The sequence below is a fragment of the Neorhizobium sp. T25_27 genome, assembly GCF_002968565.1.
Lineage (GTDB): Bacteria > Pseudomonadota > Alphaproteobacteria > Rhizobiales > Rhizobiaceae > Neorhizobium > Neorhizobium tomejilense.
In genome coordinates this window covers 308,848-332,239 of sequence record NZ_PVBJ01000002.1, presented here as the reverse complement: position 1 = coordinate 332,239, position 23,392 = coordinate 308,848, and the positions used below count along the sequence as shown (strand labels likewise).

Here is a 23,392-nt window from a genome sequence, read left to right as displayed (position 1 = left end):
CGTCGTCTGAAAACTTCAAGGGATTTATGCTCTCCCTGCGATCTAAAGGCGGTGGGAACGGCTGGCGCAATATTCGGAAAGATTTGCTGCGCTGCAGCGTAATCTTCTGGATTTTTTTCTTGCTGTTCCCGAAACGAAAGGACTATGAGCTGCGCCGCGCGGGCCAAAATCCGGGCACCTCCCAAAGTTTAGAAGGCACAAATCCGATGAACCGCAGAAACTTCTTCCGGCAGGCCGCGACCGCCGGCGTGGGCGCCGCTGCAGCGACCGCGCTCGCAGCGCCTGCCATTGCCCAGGAATCTCCGAAGATCACCTGGCGCATGACCTCGTCGTTCACCAAGAACACCGACATCCTCTGGTCCGCCGCCACCGACATCGCCGAAAGCGTCAAGGAAGCCTCGGACGGCAACTTTACGATCCACACCTTCGCCGCCGGCGAAATCGTGCCGGCTCTGCAGGCCGCCGATGCCGTTTCCAACGGCACAGTCGAAATGGCGCATACCTGCGCCTATTATTATATCGGCAAGGACCCGACGTTTGCGCTCGGCACCGCCGTTCCGTTCGGTCTCAACGCCCGCCAGACCAATGCATGGTTCTCGGTCGGCGGGGGCAACGAGCTGCTCAACGACTTCCTTGGCGGCTACAATCTCTTCGCGCTGCCGGCCGGCAATACCGGTGCCCAGATGGGCGGTTGGTATCGCAAGGGAATCAACACGATCGAGGACCTCAAAGGGCTGAAGATGCGTATTGCAGGCCTCGCAGGCCAGGTGATGCAGAAGCTCGGCGTCACGCCGCAGCAGATCGCTGGTGGCGACGTCTATGCGGCGCTCGAAAAGGGCACAATCGACGCCACGGAATTCGTCGGTCCCTATGACGACCAGAAGCTCGGCTTCGTGAAGGTCGCCAAGTACTATTATTATCCGGCCTGGTGGGAAGGCGGCCCGGCCGTCCACGCCTTCATGAACAAGGACAAGTTCAACGCCCTTCCGAAGAGCTACCAGCGCATGATCAAGGATGCATGCGCCAATGCCAACCAGAACATGCTTTCGCGCTACGACACCAGCAACGCCAAAGCGTTGCGCCAGCTCGTTTCGGAAGGCGCCGTCCTGAAGCCGTTCAGCCCGGAAATCCTCGAAGCCAGCTACAAGGCTGCGCTCGAAGTCTATGCCGAACTCAACGCCAAGAACGCCGCCTTCAAGAAGATCTATGACAGCCAGCAGGCCTTCAAGAAGGAAGGCTATCTCTGGAACCAGATCGCCGAATACAGCTATGACACCTTCATGATGGTGCAGCAGCGCAAGGGCACGCTGTAATCATCGATTGAGGTTGAGCATCAAAGCCCGGAGCGAACCTCCGGGCTTTTCACTTTTCAGCCTTCGACCAGTTCGGCATCGCCAACCATCCTGTCCCGCAGGCGGCCGACATCGCGGGCCGGCGAGGCGCCGAACTGGCGGGCATATTCGCGGCTGAACTGGGTGACGCTCTCGTATCCCACTGAAAAGGCGACCCGCGCCGTATCGCCCGCTTCGGCCAGCAACCGGCGACGGGCTTCGTGCAGGCGGATGCTTTTCTGGTACTGGATCGGGCTCATGGCAGTCACGTCCTTGAAGTGGCGATGAAAGACCGAAGCACTCATGCCCGCAACCCGCGCCAATTCGTCGACCCTGAGCGGCGCATCGAAATACGTGCGGATATGACCGATCGCCCTGCGGATATGGCCAAGCCGGCTCTCCGGCCGCACCAGCTGGCGGATCGCTGCCCCCTGCGGCCCTTGCAGCAATCGATAGAGGATTTCCCGCTCGATCAGCGGACCGAGCACACGAATATCCTGCGGCCGTTCGATCAACCGCGCAAAGCGCAGGAAGGCCTCAGCGAGTTCCGGCGTTACGGGGCTCACCCCGAAACAGGCGCCGCAGCAGACAACGGCGTCGTCCGGCATGTCGATCAGGATTTCGGCAATTGCGGCCATGTCGAGCGTCAGACTGAGCGCAAGGTAGGGCTGTTCGGGGCTCGCATCGACAATCTGCCCCGAGGCCGGCACTTCGACGGAGGAGACGAAGTAGCTCGCACTGTCGTAATGCATCGCCTGGTCGCCGATCACCACGCATTTCGATCCCTGCAGAACAAGGCAAAGCATCGGTTCGTATACGCCGGGCAGCATGCTGGTCGGGTTCGTTCCCTTCATGATGACGAGGCGCGGCACCGCCGTTTCGGTGCGGCGGCCGACAGCATGTCGCGAGACCAGATCGCGGATTTCATCCATGGGTTTCGTCATGACCCTTGAGATGCCAACAGACTGCCGCGGGCGCAAGAGCTGCCGCCGATGCAAGATCCGCAGTCGGGAGGATTAGGCAAGAAATCGGCAGTTCTTGGCTCACGTCCGGACCGGACATGCCTCCATCTGTGGCCTGCAACCACAGGAGCATTGCCCATGACCAAACAGAAGACAGCACTCGTCACCGGCGCCAACAGGAGCATCGGCTTCGAGATCGCAAGACGGCTCGCCACCGAGGGATATCGCGTCTGGCTCGGCAGCCGCGATGTCGGCCGCGGCGAAGAAGCGGCGCAGAAACTGCGCGACCAAGGGCTCGACGCGCATGTCCTGCAGCTCGACGTCACCAGCGACGAAAGCGTCACCTCGGCCATCGCGGAACTCAGCCGCCAGACAGACCATCTCGACGCGCTCGTCAACAATGCCGGCATCGCCGACAGCTTTACGCACCAGCCCTTCGACGAGCCTATCGATGTCGTAAAAGCGGTTTACGAGGTGAATACGTTCGGCCCGATCCGTATCACCCAGGCGGCGCTGCCACTGCTCAAGGCATCCGGCGCAGGACGTGTCGTCATGCTCAGCAGCGAACTCGGCTCGCTCCAGGCTCTGCTCGACCCGCAAAACCAGTTCTACGCCATCAATGCGCTGGGCTACAATTCGTCCAAGACGGCGCTCAATGCGGTTACCGTGGCGTTCGCCAAGGCGGCGGCGCCCTTCGGTATCAAGGTCAATGCGGCCGATCCGGGTTACACCAAGACCGACATGAACGGCCATTCGGGTTATCGCACCGTCGAACAGGCGGCGGAAGCGCCGGTGCGGCTTGCCACGCTGGGTCCAGACGGCCCGACGGCCGGCTATTTCTTCGACGACCAAACTCTTCCCTGGTGAATTGGACGTCTTGAGCGCAATTGCCCGGTCGGCCTCGAGATCGACCGGGCGTCAGTGCGACTTTTTGGAATTTCCTTGCCGTTCCCGAAATGAAAGGATTATGAGCAAACCGAGAGCCCGGACAGGCCGCGCGCACTTCGCTTCGAGGAGGATTTCATGGATCGCAGACATTTCTTCAAGCAGGCCGCCACGGCCGGGGTCGGCGCCGCTGCCGCAACCGCGCTTGCCGCCCCGGCGATTGCCCAGGAAAGCCCCAGGGTCAACTGGCGACTGACTTCTTCTTTCCCGAAGAGCCTCGACATCATCTTCAACGCCGCCAACCAGATCGCCGACAGCGTCAGGAACGCCACTGACGGCAAGTTCACCATCCAGACATTCGGGGCCGGCGAAATCGTGCCGCCGCTGCAGGCGGCAGACGCGGTTGCCAACGGTACGGTCGAAATGGCCCATACCTGCTCCTATTATTACATCGGCCAGGATCCGGCGTTTGCGCTCGGCACCGCCATTCCCTTCGGCCTCAACGCCCGCATGACCAATGCATGGTTCACGGCAGGCGGCGGCAACGACCTGATCAACGAGTTCCTGGCCCCGCGCAACCTCTATGCCCTGCCCGCCGGCAATAGCGGCACCCAGATGGGCGGCTGGTTCCGCAAGGAAATCAACACGATCGATGACCTCAAGGGCCTCAAGATGCGGATTGCCGGCCTCGCAGGCCAGGTGATGCAGAAGGTCGGCGTCACGCCGCAGCAGATCGCCGGCGGCGACGTCTATGCGGCACTCGAAAAGGGCACGATCGACGCCACGGAATTTGTTGGTCCTTATGACGACCAGAAACTCGGCTTCGTGAAGGTCGCCAAATATTACTACTACCCGGCATGGTGGGAAGGCGGCCCGGCCATGCATGCCTTCTTCAATCTCGAAAAGTTCAAGGGCCTGCCGAAAAGCTACCAGCAGATCGTCACCGACGCCTGCGCCGCGGCGAACATGAGCATGCTTGCCAATTACGATGCCCACAACGCCACCGCGCTGAAGAAGCTCGTCGCCGAAGGCGCGATCCTGAAGCCCTTCAGCCGCGAGATCATGGACGTCTGCTTCAAGGCGGCAATGGAAACCTATGCCGAACTCTCGGCCAAGAGCCCGGCTTTCAAGAAGATCTACGACAGCCAGCAGGCATTCAAGAAGGACGCCTATCTCTGGGCCCAGATCGCCGAATATTCCTACGATACCTATATGATGACGCAGCAGCGCGCCGGCGCGCTCTGACCGTCCCATCGTATGACATGCCCCAAGCCCGGAGCGACCCTCCGGGCTTGGCGTTTGAAAAACGGTCGCCAATGCGTCAGCATCGGCTTCCAAACCGGCCAAAGCGGTTGCTATTTTCAATATTGCATTGTAAAATCATGTCGTTGATTGAGCAGATCGGCATTGCCGTTGAGCGCCCGGAAAATTAAATCTCCGTGGCAGCATTGATTATCAACGGATAAAGCTTATATTGACGCTATCGAAAATTGCTTGCGACCTTTGTTCACGGGCCTGGTGCTCAGTCAGATTTCCTCTCAAATATCGATCAAAGCGGACGGAATACTGTCCGCAATCTCTAACGATTGAAAGGAAATCGTTATGAATACTGGCACCGTAAAGTGGTTCAATAGCACCAAGGGTTTCGGCTTCATTCAGCCTGATGACGGCGCGACGGACGTTTTCGTTCACGTTTCTGCTGTTGAACGTGCCGGCATGTCTTCCCTGACGGAAGGTCAGAAGATCTCCTACGAGATTGTTCGCGACCGCAAGTCCGGCAAGAGCTCCGCCGACAACCTCCGGGCCGCATAAGGATGTCATTCGCCTCGGCTGACCACGGATGTACTGGCAGCGACGGCTTGAATGACGGGAAGAGGTCGGGGTAACGCCCGGCCTTTTTGTTTTGCCCCGGCTTTCGGCCGGTTCAAGGAGAACACGATGAGCGCAAATGTCTATGCCATAGGCGATAACATCGTCCTCAAGGCAGGCCTTACCCGGACCGCCACTGGCGACCGGACATGCCGCGTCGTGGGCCTTTTGCCGGCCGCCGATCGCGGTGAAAACCAATATAGGGTACGTTTCGGCAGCGAGAATTTCGAGCGCCGGATCGTTGAAAGTGATATCGACACTTCCGAGACCGCATCGTCCGCCAAGAAGGACGAGGCTTGCGCCGACGCTCCGAGCGGACCGTGGCTGAAGCCGTCGAGCATTCGCATTGGCAAGTGATTCAACACTTTGATCGAACGCGGGATCTGCCCGCAATGGAAAGGATTTAGTTTGCAGGTTCTAGTCAGAGACAACAACGTCGAGCAGGCACTCCGGGTGCTGAAGAAGAAGATGCAGCGCGAAGGCGTCTTCCGCGAGATGAAGGCGCGCAGCGCCTACGAGAAGCCCTCCGAAAAGCGGGTACGCGAAAAGGCTGAAGCCGTTCGCCGCTACCGCAAGCTGGCGCGCAAGAAGATGCAGCGCGAAGGCCTCCTGCCGGCTCCCAAGAAAGTGGTCCGTCCGGCGCGCGGATAATTTGTCAGCCGCACGGACATCCCATCAGGAAGGAGGATATTATGGCCGCCACCAAGGACGAATTCTTCAATCCCACCAAGCTTTCCGCGCGTGACAAAGCCGCTGCGACAGATCACACCGCGCGCTCTATCATTAGTGCGGAAGCGACCCAGCGGGAAAAGAAAACCGAGAAATTGAGGCAGCTTCGTCTCGAACGCGAAGCTGCGGAGCCTGCTCCGGCCCCGGCTCGAGCCAAGGGCCGCAAGGCCCCAGCCGATCACTGAATTTCAAAAAGCCCGGAATTTTCCGGGCTTTTTGCTGTGTGGCTCACAGTCCGGGAGTTGCTCAGGCCGCCTGGAGCTGCGCCGGCTGGCGCGGCAGCGGCGGAAAGGCGAGAGCGATCGCCACTGCCCCGAGGCCGACCAGTGCCGAGCCGAAGAACAGCCAGTCATAATTTGCGAAATGATCGAAGGCCCAGCCGCCGGCCAGAGGTCCGAAGGCCATGCCGAGGCTCGACAGCATGGTCGCCGCACCGAACACGGTGCCCATGATCTTCGGCCCGAAATACTCCCGCGCCAGCACCGCATAGAGCGGCATCACGCCGCCATAGGTACCGCCGAAGATCACCGCCAAGGTGTAGAACTGGCCGAGATCGGTCACCATCGTGTAGGCTGCGATGACAACCGCCTGGATCATCAGCCCGCCGATCAGCACCGGTTTGACGCTTAGCCGGTCGGCAAGCACGCCGAACAGAATGCGGCCGCCGAGGCCGGCCGCGCCCTCGACGCTGTAGATGCTGACCGCCGCCATCGGCGCCACGCCGCAAAACATCGCATAGCTCACCATGTGGAAGATCGGGCCGGAATGGGCAGCACAGCAGGCGAAGAAGGTAAAACCGAGCACCAGGAACTGCGGCGAACGAAACACCCGCGACAGCGGCATGCCGGCACCTTCGGCCTGGGGCTCGGAGGCGCCGCCGCCGGGGGCGGCCACGGCCGGCGGATTGCGGACCAGGAAGGCCGTCGGCAGGAGCAGTATCCAGGCGCCGATGCCGATGAAGAGCATCGCCAGGCGCCAGTCGTCATAGGCGGTGATCAGCCAGCGTGCAAAGGGCGAAATGGTCATCGGCGCCATGCCCATGCCAGCCGATACCAGCGAGACCGCCAGGCTGCGATGCTCGTCGAACCAGGACATGGTGACGGCGATCATCGGAGCGAAGAAAGCGCTGGCGGAAAGCCCGATTAGGCAACCATAGATCAGCTGGAAGGCGATGAGGCTTTGCGTCTGGCTGGCGAGCACCAGCGCCAGACCGAGAAGTGCGGCCCCGATCAGCACGACGATACGGGCGCCAAATCGGTCGCTCAACGTGCCCCACATGAAGCCGCCGAGGCCCATGACGACGAAATTGAGCGTCATGGCGCTCGAAATGCCGGCACGCGACCAGCCGGTCGCCTTGGCGATCGGCTCGATAAAGATGGCCAGCGAGAACATCGTGCCGACGGCGACGCAGCCCATCAAGGCGCCGGCAGCGACGATCACCCAACGATAATTGCTACTCATGTCTATTCCCCTAGGTCACAGGTTCCGAAATCCGGACAGATTTCGCAGCATCGCGATGCCCATCCTTGAACCGAGGACGTTCGGCTCCCCTCTTCCCCGACAGACCCAACCGATTTTTTTTCGCAACCGGATTTTGGAGCCTACAACAAAAAGCCCCGCACGCGGCGGGGCTTTCCAAATCTGTTGATCGTGGTGACGTCCTAGCTGCTGCCGGTGTTGGGGCGGTTCTTGCCGACATTGGTATTCGTCGATGCCGTTTTGCCGTCCGGGTTCTGGCCGTAATAGGTGCCGCCGAGGTGGCCACCGGCACTGGTGTTCTCCACCTGGCGTTCGGCGCGTTTTACGGCCTCTTTCACGTCACTCTTGCTCATATCTGCCTCCAGCTTTGGGGTTGGTGACAGAAAGGTAACCGTCCGGTGTGCCAAGTGTTCCCCTTTTAGTTTGTCGGACCGCGCCGCAAAGGCCGGCAGCGGCATTCACGAGAGGGCTTTTCTCTTGACGAAGAGCAAACATGGCCCTATTGGGGAACGATCGTTTCCTAATCAAGCCGACATCATGGATATCAACACCGCGATGCGCCCGCCGGGCCGCCCCCGCGAATTCGAGATCGAAGAAGCGCTCGACAAGGCGATCGTCGTCTTTTCCGAGAGAGGCTATCACGCCGCCTCGATTTCGGGACTGAAGGACGCCATGGGGCTTGCCGCCGGCAGTCTCTACAAGGCGTTCAAGGACAAGAAAGCGATCTTTCTGGCGAGCTTCGACCGCTACAAGCAGGTCCGCAACGCGCTTCTCGACCAGGAGCTGGCCGAAGGCGCAAACGGCCGCGACAAGGTTTCCCGCATGCTGCGCTTCTATGCCGAAGCCTCGCATGGCGTAAGCGGGCGGCGCGGCTGCCTGGTCGTCGGAACGGCGATCGAACTTGCGGTCTACGACACCGAGGCCGCCGAACGGGTCGGCCGATCCATGGCCCGCAGCGAAGCCCTGTTCGATACCCTGATCCGCGAAGGCCAGGCAGACGGATCGATCCCGGCAGCGATCGATCCGGCCGCCACTGCCCGCCTTCTGCTTTCCGTCACCCAGGGCTTGAGGGTGCTGGGCAAGACTGGCCCGAACCGCGACCGCGCCTTTTCCGTGGTCGATACGGCCATGAAACTTCTCGACTGATTCTTATCCGATCCTTCCTCCCAAGGAGCATATAATGACCACCAATTCCGCAACGATGGCCACTCCGGCGGCTGCATCGGGACTATCCGCCGCGATGACCTTCGTGATGGCCGCGGCTTGCGGGCTCATCGCCGCCAATCTCTATTATTCCCAACCGCTGGCGGGCCCGATCGCTGCCTCGATCGGTCTTCCGGCGCATGCGACAGGCCTTATCGTGACGCTGACGCAGATCGGCTATGGCCTCGGCCTGTTGCTGGTGGTGCCGCTCGGCGACCTTCTCGAAAACCGCCGGCTGATCCTCACCATGATCGGCGTGGCCACCGTGGCATTGCTCGGCGCCGGCCTGTCGAGCGCATCCATTCCGTTCCTCGCCGCGTCGCTGGCGATCGGCGTCGGCTCGACCGCCGTACAGATGATCGTGCCGTTCGCCGCCAGCCTGGCGAACGACGCTAATCGCGGCCGGGTGGTCGGCAATGTTATGAGCGGGCTGATGATCGGCATCATGATGGCCCGGCCGGTCTCGAGCTTCATTGCCGAGCTCTCCTCCTGGCACGTCGTGTTCTTCCTATCGGCAGCTGTCATGATCGGGCTCGGCTTCGTGCTTGCCGCCCGCCTGCCGAAGCGGATGCCGCAGACCAAGCTCTCCTATTTCGCCCTGCTCGCATCGATGGGTCGCCTTTATGCAACCGAGCCGGTCCTGCGCCGCCGGGCATTCTACCAGGCCTGCCAGTTCGCCACCTTCAGTCTGTTCTGGACGGTGACGCCGCTGGTCCTCGCCGGCCCCGCCTTCCACCTCAGCCAGGCCGGCATCGCACTCTTTGCATTGGCTGGCGTCGCGGGCGCCATCGCCTCGCCGATCGCCGGACGCCTTGCCGACCGGAATCTCGGGAAGCCTGCGACGGTATTCGGCATCGCCGCCGTCGCCGTCGCCTTCCTGATCACCCATATCGCACCGGAAGGCTCGGTCGTAGCGCTTGCGCTCCTAACGCTTGCCGCCATCCTGCTCGATTTCGGGGTGACGATGACGCTCGTGATCGGCCAGCGGTCGATCTACAATCTCGGCGCAGACCTGAGAAGCCGGTTCAACGGCCTCTACATGGCGACCTTCTTCTGCGGCGGCGCGATCGGCTCTGCCGTCGGCGCCTGGGCCTTTGCCGAAGGCGGCTGGCTGCTCGCCTCCTCGCTCGGCCTTGCCCTGCCGGTCATCGCCTTCCTCTATTTCCTGACGGAAAAGCGTGCCAAGGTTTGAGGCGACAGGACAGGATCACGTTCGAGGACGACCTCGAACGTGATCGAGGTCGTCAATATGCCATCCTCCTGCCAGGTCAGCCTTCTTTCTCAGATCGAACGAGGCTCCCATGCGACCCACCCTTCGCCTTTTTGCTCTTCTGCTGGCGGGTATCAGCAGTTCCCTCGCCCTTGCCGCTGACCCTGTCGGCGTCCGGAAGATCAGCGTGGTTTCGCCTGAACACGACCGGGCACTTGCGGTAACCGTCTGGTATCCGTCAAAGGGCGACGGCGAAACGACGTCCATCGGCGACAACCGGATTTTCGAGGGATCGCCTGCATCGAAGAACGCGTCCCTCGAAAGCGGTCGCTTTCCGCTCGTGCTGCTGTCCCATGGCTCCGGCTCCCGCGCCGAAGGCATGGCCTGGATTGCCACCAGGCTCGCCGAGGCGGGCTTCATCGTCGCCGGTCCCAACCATCCCGGCACCACGAGCGGCGATTCCACGCCGGCCGCGACGCCAAAGATCTGGGAACGCACTCAGGACCTTTCCGACATCATCACCGCATTGACCGGCGAAGCCCCCTGGAAGGCGGCACTCGACACCGAGCATATCGGCGTTCTCGGCTTCTCGCTCGGCGGCAGTACGGCAATGGAGCTTGCTGGCGCACGTGCCGATTTCGATGCCTACAAACGGTATTGCGATGACTATCCGGCGATGATGGATTGCACCTGGTTCCGAGGCGGGCGTGGTTTTGCCGATGGCGAACAGGTCACGGTCAAAAAATTCGATCTCGAAAGCATCGACAGGACACGCTTCGAACGATCGAACCGCGATCCTCGCGTCACTGCAGCTGTCATGGTCGATCCCGGTCTTGCGACGGCTTTCACGGCTGGCAGCGTGAAAGCCGTCGATATTCCGGTGACCTTCATCAATCTCGGCAGCGCCGGACAAATCCCGGTCGCGGTGCTTTCGGACGCGCTGGCGAAACAGGCCCCGAACGCCAGCTATGCGCAGGTGAACGGCGCCAACCATTTCAGCTTCCTGCCCGTCTGCAAACCGGGTGCGGCCGAGTTCCTGAAATCCGTCGGAGAACCCGATCCGATCTGCGACGAGAACTCCAGCCGAACGCGAGCCGATATTCACCGGGAACTGACCGGCATGATCGTTTCGGCTTTCGAGCGAAGCCTCAAGGCCCGCCGCTGAGCGAAAAGCGTGCTCTTCGATTTTCGTTGTTCAGCGGATCGGGCAATGCTGTCCGCTGAACGTCATCATCCGGCTATCATCCACCGGTAGGAAGCGGCGGCCAAAACTATGCCCGTTTCAGATCTGGAAAATAAGCAATGAAAATTTTGATGGTCGATGTCGACGGAGTGCTCGTCCATGGGCGGCCAGATGACGGTATGCCATTTGCAACCGATCTCGAACGTGATCTCGGCCTGCGGCTCGACCTATGGCAGCGGGAATTCTTCAAGCCCTTCTGGCCGGATATTGTCACCGGCCGCGAGCCGATCGAACCGCGGTTGACGACGGTGCTCCGGGAGATAGCGCCGCATCTTGAAGCGGAAGCGCTGCTCCGCTACTGGTTCGAAAACGATTCCCGGCTGGACCGGAAACTGATCGAGGACCTCGCGCAGTTTCGCGACACTGGGGTAGCGCTTTATCTTGCCACTAACCAGGAACATCGGCGCGCTGCTTATCTGATGGAGGAGTTGGGCCTCCGCCGCTATTTCGACGGCATTTTCTATTCCGCCCAATTCGGCCATCGCAAGCCGGCGCAGGATTTCTTCCGTCTCGCCACCGAAAAAGCAGGCGCCCCGCCCGAGGACATCGTCTTCCTCGACGACACGCTGGAAAATGTGGAAGCTGCACGCATGTTCGGCTGGCAGGCTGTTCACTGGACAGCCGGAATGGCGCTGAAAACCGCCATCGCCCCGTTTGCAGCCGCTGCGGTCACTAAAGAATTCCGCTGAAAGGAATGGATCGGCCGACAGCGCGGCCGATCCTGTTTCGGCCCCTGCCTACTCGACCAGGTTGATTTCCTCGGTCTCGCCGCCTTCGCAGACATAGCAGCAATCTTCGCAGCTCTCTTTGTTGCCCGGACCGGTGCCCCAATAGGTCTGCTTGTCGCCGGAGACCCAGGCACCGTAGCAGATGTTCTCGCCCTGCTTGCAGGAGAGATGGATCTGCTTGGATTCGCCGTCATCCAGATAGTAGATCTGGTTGCCGCCCGGCCAGACATGTTTGCGGTCCTGGCTGTAAAGCTCGACCTCGACGGCGTTCGGATGCTCGTTGCGCATCACGAAGCTCACGTCGGCAGACACGGCCTGGCCGGCTCCCGAGCAAGTGGCCAGGACAAGCGTCAGCACGGCTGCACGGCGCACGGCCGACACAGAATTGAGTATAAACATAAAGCCCCTCTTCAGAAGCGCCGGATCAATCGGCGCCAGTGCATATGACGTGATTTGCAAGAAGAAAGCGAGGTGGGGTAGAAGAGTTTCGGCGGTTTTTCTTGGACTCAACCAAACCGGCGGCGCCTGGATTCTTCCCGTCCAAGTAACGCAATCCCGAGCCCCGCAAGCAGGAGGCAGACGCCGCTGGCGATGGTGCGGACGACGTTCCAATACTGCCAGGGTTGCGAGTAGTCCTGCCACACGCGCCGCGCGCCGTCGGCATCGGCCGGGATCGCGATTGCCGCCAGCGCCTCGTTCATCGGTACATTGATGGTCATGGTGAGCACTTGACCGCCTATCAAATAAACAACAGCCGCCAGCGCGAAAGCCGCAGCCGGGCCTCGCAACCCCAAAAAGAACGCCAGAAGCCCTGTGATGAGCAGGAGCGGGCTGGTGCCGAAAAAGGCCGGCGCGAACACCATGTTGCGCACCGATGAATTCATCGCCTTCATCGCCTCGATGGCGACCACCGGATCGGCCGCATCAAGCCCCCACATAGTCGAGCATACCCAGGCATAAAAGAAACCGAAGATCGCGCCGCTCAGGAGCAGCGACAGGCCGGCCAGGACATATACGAGCGACCGCATGCGACACCTCCCGCAACATTTGGACGATAGCTCGCATAAAATGCTGATCCATCCAAGTGAAAGATCAATGACTTCAAGCAACCCGCTTGTAAAACAGCGTGGTGGCGCAGAAACCGCCTTCCGGCCACATGGCATAATCCGGGATGACGCCGACCCGCTCCCAGCCGAAGCGCGGATAGATCTTTTCCGCGTCGCTGCCGGTCGCGGTGTCGAGCACCAGAAGCGTACGGCCGCGCCGTGCGGCTTCCGCTTCCACCGCTTCCATCAGCCTGCGCGACAGGCCGAGCCCGCGGGCTGAGCGATGCACGAGGAGCTTCATCAGGTCGCCGCGATGCGGCTGGTTCGGCTTTGAGGCAAGGCCCACCTGCACAGTGCCGACGACCTTGCCCTCCACTTCGGCCACCGCGAGGATGATGCCACCTTTTTCGACCGCATCGGCAATCTCCTGCCAATAGCCGACCGCATCCTTCGGCTCGAAAGGCAGCATGAAGCCGAGCGAAGCCCCGCCGTTGACGCAGTCGGACAGGGTCTCGGAGAGATCGGCTATTGTGGCGCGGGTTTCGCCGGCATTGAGGATGCGAATGGTGACGGTCATCTTGAAAAGGCTCCTGGCGTCTTGAAAAGAATTAGCGGCCGCGGTCAAGGACGACGGCATACCGGGCCGGCTTGTCGGATGGATTGTGGAAGTCGAAGGCGGCGCCGATATCCATGAAGAGGCAATCGCCGGGATGAAGCGTATGGACGGTCTCGCCGATGACCATTTCCAGCACGCCCTCGAAGAGCCAGACGTGCTGGGTCATCACCCGGCTTTCCTCCCGCGGCGGGAAGCTGACCCGCGAATGGGCTGGAAAATCCACCTCGACGATATCGACGCGCGACGGTGTGCCCGATGGCGAGACCGAGCGGCGCAGATAGCCCGTATGCGGATCGCGCCAGAGCTTCTGCTCCGCCCTGCGGCTGAGCGGCGAGTTCTGCGGCTCGTCATCGGCGAAGAATGCCGAGAGGGAGAGGCCGAGCGCCTCCGACAGCCTTGCCAGCAGCGCCGCGGTCGGGCTCGCCTCCGCCCGCTCGATCCGGGAAATCATCGCACGGCTGACGCCCGAGCGGTTCGCGAGTTCGTCCAGCGTCAATCCGGCGCGAGCGCGTAGGCTCTTCAGCCGTTCGCTGATCGCGTTCTCTATATCGTGGTCCGTCGTTTCCATAATTTGAGAATTGCATTCTCTTATAATGGAATCAAGAGTGAAGATGATGGAACCATCGAATTTTACAAGCGATGGCGCTTCCGCGATAGCTCCTGTCATGGTCGATCGGCTATGGAGCAGTATCGGGCTTCAAGTCGGCGGAAACCGCCAAGGCCGGCGCTTTGCGGGGGGACGAAATGAACGGCCAGACATCCGAGACGGCGTCGCCTCTGTCGATCGCCAGCATCGTCGTTTCGATGACGATCGCCGCTATCGGCAGCGGCATCATGTCCGCCTATGTTCCTTTCGTATTGACGGACACAGGCTCCTCCTGGGCCGCCAGTGCCGCCGTCCCGACGCTCGCCTTCGGCGGCCTGATCGGCTGCCTCGTCGGCGGGCCGCTGATCCGCCGGGTCGGCCATGCGCGGCTGTTCTCCTGCTCGATGGCGATGGTGATCATCGCCGCCGTGCTGATCGCCACCAACCCGCCGCCGATCTACTGGGTTTTGGCACGCGGCGTTTACGGGGCGGCCTCCAACGTCAATTTCATCATCGCCCAGAGCTGGCTCAACCACGCCGCCTCCAACGAGTGGCGCGGCCGGGCGATGTCCTTCTTCTACATGGCCTTCGTGCTGGGCCTCGGCGCCGGCGCCTGGCTGTTCGGTCGCATCCCGACGGACGGCAATCTGGCGCCGCTCGCCGTCGTCTTCGTCACCGCGCTCGCCATCCTGCCGATCGGGCTGACCCGCCTGCCCAACCCGCCGGCGCCGGCCAATGTCAATGTCGACATCAAGATGGCCTGGCGCATCTCACCCGTCGGGCTGATCGGCGTGCTCGCGTCCGGCGGCCTTTCCATGGTGATCCAGGGCTTCGTGCCGATCTACGCCACCACCAGCCACGTGGCGCAGACAGACGTCGCGCTTTTGATGCTGGTGATGCAGACCGGCCTGCTGTTCGTGCAATATCCGCTCGGCATGCTGTCGGACCGCATCGACCGCCGTTTCGTGCTGTTGATCACCTGCGCGCTGATCGTCGCGGCAGGCACCGCGGCGTTGTTCGTCTCCTTCTCGATGATGATCGTCCTGATGCTCGTCTTCCTCGTCTTCGGCGGCGCGGTCGAGACGGTCTATTCGGTCGCCAACGCGCATGCCAACGACCGGGCCGACCCCGGCGATTTCGTGCCGCTCTCCTCGACGCTGCTGGTCGCCTGGTCGACGGCGGCGACCATCGTGCCACTCGGGGTGACGCTGCTCACCCCGGCTTTCGGCCAGCACACCTTCATCTACGCCGTGATACTGGTGGCTATCGCCTACGGCACTTACGTGATCTGGCGCCTCAAGGAACGCGTGGGCGTGCCCGCCGACGAGCGGGAGAACGTCGGGCTCAGAAGCGCCCAGCTTCCGAACGCCTCCGTCATGACCGGTCCGGAGACCGAAAAGCCTGCCAAATAGCCCGCGCTGCCGGGCTTTATCCTCAACGAAAGGTTATCTTTCCGCTTTGCGGCAGGGATTCGCGCTGCTATATGCGCGACCATGAGCACCAATTCCGCCCGCACCCCGCTTGACCATATCCGCAACTTCTCGATCGTGGCGCATATCGACCACGGCAAGTCGACGCTCGCCGACCGGCTGATCCAGACGACCGGTGGCCTTGCCGAGCGCGACATGTCGGAACAGGTGCTGGACTCGATGGATATCGAGCGCGAACGCGGCATCACCATCAAGGCCCAGACCGTGCGCCTGCACTACAAGGCGAATAACGGCGAGACCTATATCCTCAACCTCATCGACACGCCCGGCCACGTCGACTTCGCCTATGAAGTCTCGCGTTCGCTCTCGGCCTGCGAAGGTTCGCTTCTCGTCGTCGACGCATCCCAGGGCGTCGAGGCACAGACGCTCGCCAACGTCTACCAGGCGATCGACAACAACCACGAGATCGTCACCGTCCTCAACAAGATCGACCTGCCGGCGGCCGAACCGGACCGCATCCGCGAACAGATCGAGGAAGTGATCGGCATCGATGCGTCGCAGGCCGTGCTGATCTCGGCCAAGACCGGCCTCGGCATTCCGGATGTGCTGGAAGCGATCGTCCACCAGCTGCCGCCGCCGAAGAGCGAGCTCGGCGAAAAAGGCCCGCTGAAGGCGCTGCTGGTCGACAGCTGGTACGATACCTATCTCGGCGTCATGGTTCTGGTACGCATTCTCGACGGCGTGCTGACCAAGGGCCAGACCATCCGCATGATGGGCACCGACGCCAAATACCAGGTGGAGCGCGTTGGCGTTCTGACCCCGAAGATGCTCGCCGTCGACAGTCTCGGCCCGGGCGAGATCGGTTTCTTCACCGGCTCGATCAAGGAAGTGGCCGATACGCGCGTCGGCGACACGATCACCGAGGACAAGAAGCCGACGGCGCATGCGCTTCCGGGCTTCAAGCCGGCCCAGCCGGTGGTGTTCTGCGGCCTCTTCCCGGTCGATGCGGCCGATTTCGAGGACCTGCGCGCTGCGATGGGCAAGCTGCGCCTCAACGACGCCTCGTTCTCCTTCGAAATGGAAAGCTCGGCAGCACTCGGCTTCGGTTTCCGCTGCGGCTTCCTCGGCCTTCTGCATCTGGAAATCATCCAGGAACGCCTGGAGCGCGAGTTCGACCTCGACCTGATCGCCACCGCACCTTCGGTTGTCTACAAGCTGACGATGACCGATGGTTCCGAGCGCGAGCTGCACAATCCGGCCGACATGCCGGACGTGGTCAAGATCTCGGAAATCCAGGAACCGTGGATCAAGGCGACGATCCTGACCCCCGACGATTATCTCGGCGGCATCCTGAAACTCTGCCAGGACCGCCGTGGCATCCAGACCGAACTCACCTATGTCGGCAAGCGCGCCATGCTTACCTACGAGCTGCCGCTCAACGAAGTGGTGTTCGATTTCTACGACCGCCTGAAGTCGATCTCCAAGGGCTATGCCTCGTTCGACTACCATCTGCACGGCTATCGCGAGGGCAATCTCGTGAAGATGTCGATCATGGTCAATGGCGAGCCGGTCGATGCGCTCTCGATGCTGGTTCACCGCTCCGCTGCCGAAAAGCGCGGCCGCGACATGTGCGAGAAGCTCAAGGACCTGATCCCGCGGCACATGTTCAAGATCCCGATCCAGGCGGCGATCGGCGGCAACGTGATCGCCCGCGAAACGATCTCGGCGATGCGCAAGGACGTGACCGCCAAATGCTACGGCGGCGACGCCACCCGCAAGCGCAAGCTGCTCGACAAGCAGAAGGAAGGCAAGAAGCGCATGCGGCAGTTCGGCAAGGTCGACATCCCGCAGGAAGCGTTCATCGCGGCGTTGAAGATGAAGGACGATTGATCCTTCTATCCAGAGTTCATGCGCATATCATTTGCGCGTCAACTCTGGAGAGTCGAATGTCCCCCTCCGCTCGTAAATCAACTCGGCTTTCGCTGGACAGCGGCATTATTCGCAGGCTCGCGCGCTGAAGATAGACATGTCGCGGGCGGCTGAAGAAGGTATCACCAAGGCTATTAAGGCCGAGCGCGAGCGCCTTTGGCGGCTGGAGAATGCGGAAGCCATTCGGTTTGACAATGAGTATGTCGCGAAACACGGTTTGCCGCTGGCAAAGTACCGCCAATTCTGACGGCGAGATTTGATCTTTACTGGCTGGGAGCGCAGTCAGGCCGCCGCCATATCGCCCGCGCCTCAAAAAACCCGCCAATCATTAAAACCTTAATAAATCCTGCAAATGCTTTGAAATCTCGCTCGTGCAAGGTGATTGCAGGTGATGGGTTCGTGCGCCAACGCGGCGACAGCTCAAGGGCATGACGCCGATCTTCACTGCCTGAGCCCGTAACGTGTCCTTCCCACCTGCGAGACGCTTCATGAGCAGCATTTCTTATAATCAGTCGGCGGCCTCTGCGCTGCTATTGCTGACCGGCTCCGCCAAGGCGCTGGAGCGTAACACGATCCAGGTGGCGACCGGGCGCAACGTCAATACCGCATCCGACAACGCCGCCTATTGGTCGATCGCCACGTCGATGCGTTCGACGGGCATGTCCCTCTCGGCGGTCGAGGACGCATCGGGCCTTGCCGCCGCGATGACCGATACCGCATCGCTCGGCATGGAGGCCGCAACCAGCCTCGTTTCCGAGATCAAGGCGAAACTCATCCTTGCACGCTCGCCGGGCGTGGATCGCGACGCCATCAATGCGGAGATCAGCCAGCTCAAGGAGCAACTGGGCACGGTCGCCGAATCGTCCTCCTTCAACGGCGAGAACTGGTTGCGTTCCGCCGGGACGCCGGGCGTCAAGTCGCTGCTGGCGTCCGCATCGACCAACCCGGACGGCACCACGGGCCTCAACACGATCGATTTCGATACCGCCTCGACGACGCTGGCAAGCAGCGGCGACGCTGCCGACGGCCTTCTGACCAAGGCCTATTCGGGCACCACCGACAACGGCACCGCCTACGAATATTACCTCCTCGATACGGGATCGCAGGGCTCGGCAACCGCCAGCGAAATCAAGATCTCCAATTCGACGACTGAAGACGAACTGGACGGCATGATCTCGGCCACCGACAGCATGCTTTCGAGCCTCACCTCCGCCGGTGCCAAGCTCGGCTCCACGTCGAGCCGCATCAGCGCCAACACGGAATTCCTCTCCAAGCTGCAGAATGCGATCGACCGCGGCGTCGGGCGCCTCGTCGATGCCAACATGGAAGAGAGCGCCGTAAAGCTCGCCGCCACGAAGGTGCAGCAGCAGCTCCAGACGATCGGCCTCAGCATCGTCAACGAACAGTCGAAACGTATTCTCGACCTCTTCCGCTGATACCTCCCCGATATCCGGCCCTTGGGTATGCTCGGGGGCCGGATGTTTCGTTCGCTCGCGGATAACACCTAGTGGCGGCTCGCATGCAGTGGACGCGGCATGTCGGAATGGGTGATCCAGACGCGGCCGTCGAACGCCACTTCGCCGTGATCGAGCTTGCTGCTGGCGATGCTTTCGATAAGGCCTAGCTTGGAGCAGACGTCGCCGATCCTGCCATCGTTGACGACGCAGACGGCCTGGCATGTGCTGCCGTCGCGCATCACCAGAACGGTGTGGTGGCTGTTTCGCACGATCTTGTTGGGCAATGTCACGAGCGTCATGCTCTTCTCCCTGCTGTATCCAAGTTACGGCTGGCGTGCCAACAGCGGAGGCTCGACCAATATGGTCAACAAAAGGTTAACCGAGCGGGATTGAGTATGCCGCTTGCCCGGCAGCCGAGGAGCGCCTCGCTCGAAACGGCGTCCGTAACGGGTCATGTGGCCGGCTTGGTCTTGGCGGCGTCCGAAACATCGCGCAACGGTGCGCGGCTCAGCTCGTTGCCGGCGGCAATCGCCTTGCGCAAAAGCCGCAGCAATTCGTCGCCCTCCTCTGCCGTCAGCCCGCGCAGCATGAGTTCCTGCGCCGCCTCGACCACCGGCGCGACGCCGCTCAAGGTCTTGCGACCCTCGTCGGTGATCTGCAATTCGCGGGCGCGCCTGTCCCTGGTGCTGGCATTGCGCACCAGCAGGCCTTTCTGCACCAGCCGGTCGATGACCCCGGTAATGGTCGTGCGGTCGTAGGCGATCAGCCCGGCGAGCGTCACCTGATCAATCCCGGGATTGGTGCTGATCGCCGCGAGCGCCGCATATTGGACAGGTGTCAGGTCGTACCCGGCTTGCTCCACCTCGGCATGGAAGACCGCCACCGCGATCTGCTGAAACCGGCGGGCGAGATGGCCCGGCATATCGTCATTGTCTTTCACCAGATTCTCCAAAATCGCCGCGACCTTGACATGTATACTGATGATCAGTATACTGATCAATATTGAACCCGCCGAATCCGTTTCCGCGGGCGCCCAGCGAAACATGCGGAGGAAACCGGTTCCATGCAATTCCATCTGAATGGGTTCGAGCCCGGCGACCCGGAAATCTTTCACCCGGAGGATCGACAGAGCACGCCAGCCGACAAGGGACCGCTTCCCGCCGAAGTCGATGTGCTGATCGTTGGCTGCGGCCCAGCGGGCCTGACGCTCGCGGCGCAACTGTCTGCCTTTCCCGATATCAGGACCTGCATCGTCGACCAGAGATCCGGCCCCTTGCTGCGCGGCCAGGCGGACGGTATCGCCTGCCGCACCATGGAAATGTTCCACGCCTTCGGTTTTGCCGAGCGGGTGCTCCAGGAATCCTACTGGGTCAACGAGACCTCGTTCTGGAAGCCCGATGACGCAAAACGCGAAAACATCATCCGCAGCGGCAGGATCGACGATACCGAGGATGGGCTTTCCGAATTCCCACATGTGATCCTCAACCAGGCGCGGGTGCAGGATTTCTTCCTCGACGTCATGCGCAAATCGCCGACCAGGCTCGAACCCCATTATTCGCGGCGCCTGATCGACGTCGAGACAAACCCGGTCGCTTCGGATTATTCGGTGACCGCGAGGCTTGAGCGTCTCGATCCCTCCCATGAAGGTGAGATCGAGAGCATCAAGGCGCGCTACGTCGTCGGATGCGACGGGGCGCGCAGCACGGTGCGCAAATCGATCGGGCGGGCGCTGCATGGCGACTCCGCCAATCACGCCTGGGGCGTCATGGACGTGCTGGCCGTTACCGATTTTCCCGACATTCGCCTGAAGGCGCTGATCCAGTCCGCCGGCGAAGGCAGCATCGTGCTGATCCCGCGCGAAGGCGGCTACATGGTCCGCATTTATGTCGAGTTGGACAAGCTCAACGAGAACGAGCGGGTTGCGAGCCGGAACATCACCGTCGACAAGCTGATCGCGGCCGTGCAGCGGATCCTGCATCCCTACACGTTCGAGGTGAAGGAGGTCGCCTGGTGGTCGGTCTACGAGATCGGGCAACGGCTGACCGACAGGTTCGACGACGTGCCGGAGGACGGGAGTGGCGACCGGTTGCCTCACGTCTTCATCGCCGGCGATGCCTGCCATACGCATAGCCCGAAAGCCGGCCAAGGCATGAACGTCTCGATGCAGGACGGGTTCAACCTGGGCTGGAAACTGGCCGCCGTACTGCAGGGGCGGAGCGGGCCGGAGCTGCTGCACAGCTATTCCGCCGAACGCCAGACCATTGCCAAGGAACTGATCGATTTCGACCGCGAATGGTCGGCCATGCTGAGCGCACCGTTGAAATCCCCGGAAGATCCGGACGGCGAGGGCGTCGAGCCGGCGGAAGTCCAGAAATACTTCGTTCGATCGGGGCGTTATACGGCAGGCACGGCGACCCGATACATGCCGTCGGTGCTGACCGGCCAATCGACCCATCAGCATCTCGCCAAGGGGCTGACGATCGGCACGCGGTTCCATTCGGCGCCGGTGATCCGGCTGGTCGATGCCAAGCCGATGCAGCTCGGCCACGTCGCGAAGGCGGACGGTCGCTGGCGTATCTATGCCTTCGCCGGAGCGGAGGATCGTGCGGCACCCTCCTCGCGCCTGCGGGCGCTTTGCGATTTCCTGGCGGATTCGCCTTCCTCGCCGGTGAAGAGACATACACCTTCCAGTACCGATATCGACTCTGTGATCGATTTCCGCGCCATCTTCCAGCAGGCCCACCGCACGCTTGCGGTCGAAACCATGCCGAATTTCCTGCTGCCCCGGAAAGGCCGTTACGGGCTTTGCGACTACGAAAAGATGTTCTGCCCGGACCTCAAGAGCGGCCATGACATTTTCGACATGCGCGGCATCGATCGGGAACAGGGCTGTATGGTCCTGGTGCGGCCGGACCAGTATGTCGCGCATGTCCTGCCGCTCGATGCCCATGCGGAGCTGGCCGCGTTTTTCGGCGGCTTCATGCTTCCACAACGATAGCTCGTTTCCTCGGCGGGATCGGTTCCCGGAGCCAGCGCTCGCCGCGAGATGGTCTCGGCCCTCCCGGCGCGCAATTCCGGTTGACGCCCAATTTGTACAACTGTACAAATTGGGCGTACAGTTGATAATGGATGCTCGATGCGACCGAACTTGAGGGAAGCCTTGCTCAGAAACGCCGTCACCCTGTTTTCCCGCAGCGGCTACAATGCCGTCTCGCTGCGGGACATCGCCAAGGCGTCCGGAGCCAATGTCGGCAGCCTGACGTATCATTTCGGCTCGAAGGCGAAATTGCTGCGTGAGGTCTACGAGCGCCACACGGTGCCGATGAACGCCCGCCGCCGCGAACTGCTGGGCGAAGCGCTGCGGATCAGCGATGCAGATCAGCGGCTGACGGCAATCCTGCGCGCCTATGTCGTGCCGGCCTTCGTTTCCTCCTCGGAGGGTGATGGCGGCGGTGCCGAATTCACCCGCATGCGGGCGGTCCTGTCGGCAGAGGGAAATCCCGACGCCCAGGCGATCATCGCGGACGCGTTCGACGAGACCAGCCGCGCCTTCATCAAGGCTCTCGCCGACTGCGTGCCGGGCGCGCCATTGGAGGGGCTCATCTGGCGCAGCCAGTTCCTGCTCGGCTCCCTCTATTACGCCCTCATCAATCCCGACCGCGTTACCCGTCTTTCGAGCGGAACGGTCGACGGAAACGACCGGGAAGCCGCCGTCAACCAGATCGTCGAGGCGAGCTATGCGAGCTTTAGAAGTCTTGGGGCCGAAGTCGGGCAATCCACGGCTGCCTTGAAATACGCGACGGAGGAAAAATGATCCGGAATCTGCAGGAGAGCCACGGGGCCGACATTGCCCGGCGCAAGCCGGATTTCAGGCTGCCGGACGGCAGCTGCGACGCCCACTGCCACGTGTTCGGCCCCGGCGCCGTTTTTCCCTATGCGCCGAACCGCAGTTACACGCCGGACGACGCACCGAAAGGGGCCCTGGCGAAGCTCCACGACCGGCTTGGCATCGACCGCGCCGTCATCGTTCAAGCGAGCTGCCACGGGACCGACAACCGCGCCATGCTCGACGCGATCGCCTGGCGGCCTGATCGTTACCGCGGCGTCGCCATCGTCGACGACAGTTTTGACGACCGCGCCTTCCAGACGCTCGACGATGGCGGCGTGCGCGGCGTGCGGTTCAATTTCGTCCGACACCTCGGCGGCGCGCCAAATATGGAGGTCTTCAACCGGGCGATCGATCGTATCAAGGGCCGCGGCTGGCATGTGGTGCTGCATCTCGACGCCGCCGACATCGTGCCGCTTTCCGACATGATCTCTCGACTGCCGGTGCCCTTCGTCATCGACCACATGGGTCGCGTCGACACCAGCCTCGGCACCGACCAGCCGGCGTTTCAGACGCTGCTGGAACTGGTGCGGCGGGAAAACTGCTGGATCAAGGTCTGCGGGTCGGAGCGAATCTCCCGCTTTCCGTTCGATACGGCGGTGCCTTTTGCGAAGGCGCTGATGGCGGCAAGCCCCGACCGGACCCTGTGGGGCACGGACTTCCCGCATCCGAACCTCAAGGAGCCCGTCGACGAGGCCGACCTCGTGGATCTTGTGCCGAAGTTCGCACTGACGGAAGAGGACCAGCGGCGGCTGCTCGTCGACAATCCCGCACGTTTATACGGTTTCGCTGCCTGAGCGGCC

At 61.8% G+C, this 23,392-nt stretch carries 26 protein-coding genes and 1 pseudogene; 18 read left to right on the top strand and 9 right to left on the bottom strand.

Going from position 1 to position 23,392, the window contains the following annotated elements:
- The first annotated feature begins 206 nt into the window (after positions 1–206).
- Positions 207–1,313, top strand: a complete 1,107-nt coding sequence (locus tag C5J24_RS08395; RefSeq protein WP_105417643.1) for a TRAP transporter substrate-binding protein — start codon at positions 207–209, stop codon at positions 1,311–1,313.
- 56 nt (positions 1,314–1,369) lie between these two features.
- Here the strand turns inward: C5J24_RS08395 and C5J24_RS08390 are convergent, their stop codons facing one another.
- Positions 1,370–2,263 (bottom strand): AraC family transcriptional regulator, encoded by an 894-nt coding sequence (locus C5J24_RS08390; protein ID WP_245446577.1) that lies wholly within the window; start codon positions 2,261–2,263, stop codon positions 1,370–1,372.
- 168 nt (positions 2,264–2,431) lie between these two features.
- Here C5J24_RS08390 and C5J24_RS08385 point away from each other — a divergent pair, with 168 nt between their 5' ends.
- The 6 genes from C5J24_RS08385 (at position 2,432) to C5J24_RS08360 (ending at position 5,961) form a co-directional block, all read left to right on the top strand.
- Positions 2,432–3,160 (top strand): SDR family oxidoreductase, encoded by a 729-nt coding sequence (locus C5J24_RS08385; RefSeq protein ID WP_105417163.1) that lies wholly within the window; start codon positions 2,432–2,434, stop codon positions 3,158–3,160.
- A gap of 156 nt (positions 3,161–3,316) precedes the next feature.
- Positions 3,317–4,423, top strand: a complete 1,107-nt coding sequence (locus C5J24_RS08380; RefSeq protein WP_105417161.1) for a TRAP transporter substrate-binding protein — start codon at positions 3,317–3,319, stop codon at positions 4,421–4,423.
- A gap of 357 nt (positions 4,424–4,780) precedes the next feature.
- Positions 4,781–4,990 (top strand): cold-shock protein, encoded by a 210-nt coding sequence (locus tag C5J24_RS08375; RefSeq protein WP_007770461.1) that lies wholly within the window; start codon positions 4,781–4,783, stop codon positions 4,988–4,990.
- A gap of 126 nt (positions 4,991–5,116) precedes the next feature.
- Positions 5,117–5,404 carry a hypothetical protein gene (locus C5J24_RS08370; RefSeq protein WP_046630247.1) on the top strand — a complete coding sequence of 96 codons (288 nt, stop codon included), beginning with the start codon at positions 5,117–5,119 and terminating at the stop codon, positions 5,402–5,404.
- Positions 5,405–5,455: 51 nt separating this feature from the next.
- Positions 5,456–5,698: a 30S ribosomal protein S21 gene (rpsU, locus tag C5J24_RS08365; RefSeq protein ID WP_038548258.1), complete on the top strand. Its 243-nt coding sequence runs from the start codon at positions 5,456–5,458 to the stop codon at positions 5,696–5,698.
- 41 nt (positions 5,699–5,739) lie between these two features.
- A complete protein-coding gene (locus C5J24_RS08360) occupies positions 5,740–5,961 on the top strand; it encodes a hypothetical protein (protein WP_046603001.1) in 222 nt (73 codons plus the stop codon).
- 61 nt (positions 5,962–6,022) lie between these two features.
- Here C5J24_RS08360 and C5J24_RS08355 read toward each other — a convergent pair whose 3' ends face one another.
- Both C5J24_RS08355 and C5J24_RS31800 read right to left on the bottom strand, forming a co-directional pair.
- Complete coding sequence (locus tag C5J24_RS08355; RefSeq protein WP_105417159.1) at positions 6,023–7,237, bottom strand: MFS transporter; 1,215 nt, start codon at positions 7,235–7,237, stop codon at positions 6,023–6,025.
- Between the two features lie 200 nt (positions 7,238–7,437).
- On the bottom strand, positions 7,438–7,608 hold the full coding sequence (locus C5J24_RS31800) for a hypothetical protein (RefSeq protein ID WP_172723891.1): 171 nt from the start codon (positions 7,606–7,608) through the stop codon (positions 7,438–7,440).
- A 184-nt stretch (positions 7,609–7,792) separates the two neighbouring features.
- Here C5J24_RS31800 and C5J24_RS08350 point away from each other — a divergent pair, with 184 nt between their 5' ends.
- From C5J24_RS08350 to C5J24_RS08335, 4 genes are all read left to right on the top strand, one after another.
- A complete protein-coding gene (locus C5J24_RS08350; RefSeq protein ID WP_105417157.1) occupies positions 7,793–8,401 on the top strand; it encodes a TetR/AcrR family transcriptional regulator in 609 nt (202 codons plus the stop codon).
- A gap of 55 nt (positions 8,402–8,456) precedes the next feature.
- Entirely contained in the window at positions 8,457–9,650 is a 1,194-nt protein-coding gene (locus C5J24_RS08345; RefSeq protein ID WP_105417642.1) for an MFS transporter, read from the top strand.
- Positions 9,651–9,759: 109 nt separating this feature from the next.
- On the top strand, positions 9,760–10,833 hold the full coding sequence (locus C5J24_RS08340; protein WP_105417155.1) for a serine aminopeptidase domain-containing protein: 1,074 nt from the start codon (positions 9,760–9,762) through the stop codon (positions 10,831–10,833).
- 137 nt (positions 10,834–10,970) lie between these two features.
- Entirely contained in the window at positions 10,971–11,600 is a 630-nt protein-coding gene (locus tag C5J24_RS08335; RefSeq protein WP_105417153.1) for an HAD family hydrolase, read from the top strand.
- 48 nt (positions 11,601–11,648) lie between these two features.
- On the opposite strand, the gene C5J24_RS08330 is transcribed toward C5J24_RS08335, so the two are convergent.
- The 4 genes from C5J24_RS08330 to C5J24_RS08315 all read right to left on the bottom strand — a co-directional run bounded on the left by C5J24_RS08330 (position 11,649) and on the right by C5J24_RS08315 (position 13,869).
- Positions 11,649–12,038, bottom strand: coding sequence for a hypothetical protein (locus C5J24_RS08330; protein ID WP_105417151.1), 390 nt, complete (start codon positions 12,036–12,038; stop codon positions 11,649–11,651).
- A 107-nt stretch (positions 12,039–12,145) separates the two neighbouring features.
- Entirely contained in the window at positions 12,146–12,667 is a 522-nt protein-coding gene (locus C5J24_RS08325) for a DUF1772 domain-containing protein (RefSeq protein ID WP_105402387.1), read from the bottom strand.
- Positions 12,668–12,740: 73 nt separating this feature from the next.
- Positions 12,741–13,262: a GNAT family N-acetyltransferase gene (locus C5J24_RS08320; protein ID WP_105417149.1), complete on the bottom strand. Its 522-nt coding sequence runs from the start codon at positions 13,260–13,262 to the stop codon at positions 12,741–12,743.
- Between the two features lie 31 nt (positions 13,263–13,293).
- Positions 13,294–13,869 carry an XRE family transcriptional regulator gene (locus C5J24_RS08315; RefSeq protein ID WP_205836927.1) on the bottom strand — a complete coding sequence of 192 codons (576 nt, stop codon included), beginning with the start codon at positions 13,867–13,869 and terminating at the stop codon, positions 13,294–13,296.
- A 176-nt stretch (positions 13,870–14,045) separates the two neighbouring features.
- On the opposite strand from C5J24_RS08315, the gene C5J24_RS08310 reads away from it, so the two are divergent.
- The 4 genes and pseudogenes from C5J24_RS08310 to C5J24_RS08295 all read left to right on the top strand — a co-directional run bounded on the left by C5J24_RS08310 (position 14,046) and on the right by C5J24_RS08295 (position 18,682).
- Positions 14,046–15,299, top strand: coding sequence for an MFS transporter (locus tag C5J24_RS08310; RefSeq protein ID WP_105402385.1), 1,254 nt, complete (start codon positions 14,046–14,048; stop codon positions 15,297–15,299).
- Between the two features lie 81 nt (positions 15,300–15,380).
- Positions 15,381–17,207, top strand: a complete 1,827-nt coding sequence (gene lepA, locus C5J24_RS08305) for a translation elongation factor 4 (protein WP_046630233.1) — start codon at positions 15,381–15,383, stop codon at positions 17,205–17,207.
- A gap of 56 nt (positions 17,208–17,263) precedes the next feature.
- A pseudogene (locus tag C5J24_RS08300) lies at positions 17,264–17,493 on the top strand (type II toxin-antitoxin system CcdA family antitoxin).
- A 241-nt stretch (positions 17,494–17,734) separates the two neighbouring features.
- Entirely contained in the window at positions 17,735–18,682 is a 948-nt protein-coding gene (locus C5J24_RS08295; protein WP_105417147.1) for a flagellin, read from the top strand.
- Positions 18,683–18,750: 68 nt separating this feature from the next.
- On the opposite strand, the gene C5J24_RS08290 is transcribed toward C5J24_RS08295, so the two are convergent.
- Together C5J24_RS08290 and C5J24_RS08285 are read right to left on the bottom strand one after the other, a co-directional pair.
- Positions 18,751–19,002, bottom strand: coding sequence for a hypothetical protein (locus C5J24_RS08290; RefSeq protein ID WP_046667282.1), 252 nt, complete (start codon positions 19,000–19,002; stop codon positions 18,751–18,753).
- A gap of 152 nt (positions 19,003–19,154) precedes the next feature.
- Entirely contained in the window at positions 19,155–19,643 is a 489-nt protein-coding gene (locus C5J24_RS08285; protein ID WP_105417640.1) for a MarR family winged helix-turn-helix transcriptional regulator, read from the bottom strand.
- Positions 19,644–19,766: 123 nt separating this feature from the next.
- On the opposite strand from C5J24_RS08285, the gene C5J24_RS08280 reads away from it, so the two are divergent.
- The 3 genes from C5J24_RS08280 to C5J24_RS08270 all read left to right on the top strand — a co-directional run bounded on the left by C5J24_RS08280 (position 19,767) and on the right by C5J24_RS08270 (position 23,386).
- Complete coding sequence (locus tag C5J24_RS08280; protein ID WP_105417145.1) at positions 19,767–21,701, top strand: FAD-binding monooxygenase; 1,935 nt, start codon at positions 19,767–19,769, stop codon at positions 21,699–21,701.
- 138 nt (positions 21,702–21,839) lie between these two features.
- Positions 21,840–22,517, top strand: a complete 678-nt coding sequence (locus C5J24_RS08275) for a TetR/AcrR family transcriptional regulator (protein WP_105417143.1) — start codon at positions 21,840–21,842, stop codon at positions 22,515–22,517.
- Positions 22,514–23,386 carry an amidohydrolase gene (locus C5J24_RS08270; protein ID WP_205836926.1) on the top strand — a complete coding sequence of 291 codons (873 nt, stop codon included), beginning with the start codon at positions 22,514–22,516 and terminating at the stop codon, positions 23,384–23,386. Before C5J24_RS08275 ends, C5J24_RS08270 begins: the two co-directional genes overlap by 4 nt.
- Positions 23,387–23,392 lie beyond the last annotated feature (6 nt).

Excerpts from the sequence above, each read along its gene's own strand:
- C5J24_RS08270 (WP_205836926.1), top strand. The coding sequence starts at position 22,514 with ATGATCCGGAATCTGCAGGAGAGCCACGGGGCCGACATTGCCCGGCGC.
- lepA (WP_046630233.1), top strand. The coding sequence starts at position 15,381 with ATGAGCACCAATTCCGCCCGCACCCCGCTTGACCATATCCGCAACTTC.
- C5J24_RS08345 (WP_105417642.1), top strand. The coding sequence starts at position 8,457 with ATGGCCACTCCGGCGGCTGCATCGGGACTATCCGCCGCGATGACCTTC.
- C5J24_RS08325 (WP_105402387.1), bottom strand. The coding sequence starts at position 12,667 with ATGCGGTCGCTCGTATATGTCCTGGCCGGCCTGTCGCTGCTCCTGAGC.
- C5J24_RS08335 (WP_105417153.1), top strand. The coding sequence starts at position 10,971 with ATGAAAATTTTGATGGTCGATGTCGACGGAGTGCTCGTCCATGGGCGG.
- C5J24_RS08390 (WP_245446577.1), bottom strand. The coding sequence starts at position 2,263 with ATGGATGAAATCCGCGATCTGGTCTCGCGACATGCTGTCGGCCGCCGC.
- C5J24_RS08360 (WP_046603001.1), top strand. The coding sequence starts at position 5,740 with ATGGCCGCCACCAAGGACGAATTCTTCAATCCCACCAAGCTTTCCGCG.
- C5J24_RS08370 (WP_046630247.1), top strand. The coding sequence starts at position 5,117 with ATGAGCGCAAATGTCTATGCCATAGGCGATAACATCGTCCTCAAGGCA.
- C5J24_RS08320 (WP_105417149.1), bottom strand. The coding sequence starts at position 13,262 with ATGACCGTCACCATTCGCATCCTCAATGCCGGCGAAACCCGCGCCACA.
- C5J24_RS08295 (WP_105417147.1), top strand. The coding sequence starts at position 17,735 with ATGAGCAGCATTTCTTATAATCAGTCGGCGGCCTCTGCGCTGCTATTG.
- C5J24_RS08375 (WP_007770461.1), top strand. The coding sequence starts at position 4,781 with ATGAATACTGGCACCGTAAAGTGGTTCAATAGCACCAAGGGTTTCGGC.
- C5J24_RS08290 (WP_046667282.1), bottom strand. The coding sequence starts at position 19,002 with ATGACGCTCGTGACATTGCCCAACAAGATCGTGCGAAACAGCCACCAC.
- C5J24_RS31800 (WP_172723891.1), bottom strand. The coding sequence starts at position 7,608 with ATGAGCAAGAGTGACGTGAAAGAGGCCGTAAAACGCGCCGAACGCCAG.
- C5J24_RS08340 (WP_105417155.1), top strand. The coding sequence starts at position 9,760 with ATGCGACCCACCCTTCGCCTTTTTGCTCTTCTGCTGGCGGGTATCAGC.
- C5J24_RS08315 (WP_205836927.1), bottom strand. The coding sequence starts at position 13,869 with ATGGAAACGACGGACCACGATATAGAGAACGCGATCAGCGAACGGCTG.
- C5J24_RS08395 (WP_105417643.1), top strand. The coding sequence starts at position 207 with ATGAACCGCAGAAACTTCTTCCGGCAGGCCGCGACCGCCGGCGTGGGC.
- C5J24_RS08355 (WP_105417159.1), bottom strand. The coding sequence starts at position 7,237 with ATGAGTAGCAATTATCGTTGGGTGATCGTCGCTGCCGGCGCCTTGATG.
- C5J24_RS08310 (WP_105402385.1), top strand. The coding sequence starts at position 14,046 with ATGAACGGCCAGACATCCGAGACGGCGTCGCCTCTGTCGATCGCCAGC.
- C5J24_RS08350 (WP_105417157.1), top strand. The coding sequence starts at position 7,793 with ATGGATATCAACACCGCGATGCGCCCGCCGGGCCGCCCCCGCGAATTC.
- C5J24_RS08280 (WP_105417145.1), top strand. The coding sequence starts at position 19,767 with ATGCAATTCCATCTGAATGGGTTCGAGCCCGGCGACCCGGAAATCTTT.
- C5J24_RS08330 (WP_105417151.1), bottom strand. The coding sequence starts at position 12,038 with ATGTTTATACTCAATTCTGTGTCGGCCGTGCGCCGTGCAGCCGTGCTG.
- C5J24_RS08385 (WP_105417163.1), top strand. The coding sequence starts at position 2,432 with ATGACCAAACAGAAGACAGCACTCGTCACCGGCGCCAACAGGAGCATC.
- C5J24_RS08380 (WP_105417161.1), top strand. The coding sequence starts at position 3,317 with ATGGATCGCAGACATTTCTTCAAGCAGGCCGCCACGGCCGGGGTCGGC.
- C5J24_RS08275 (WP_105417143.1), top strand. The coding sequence starts at position 21,840 with ATGCGACCGAACTTGAGGGAAGCCTTGCTCAGAAACGCCGTCACCCTG.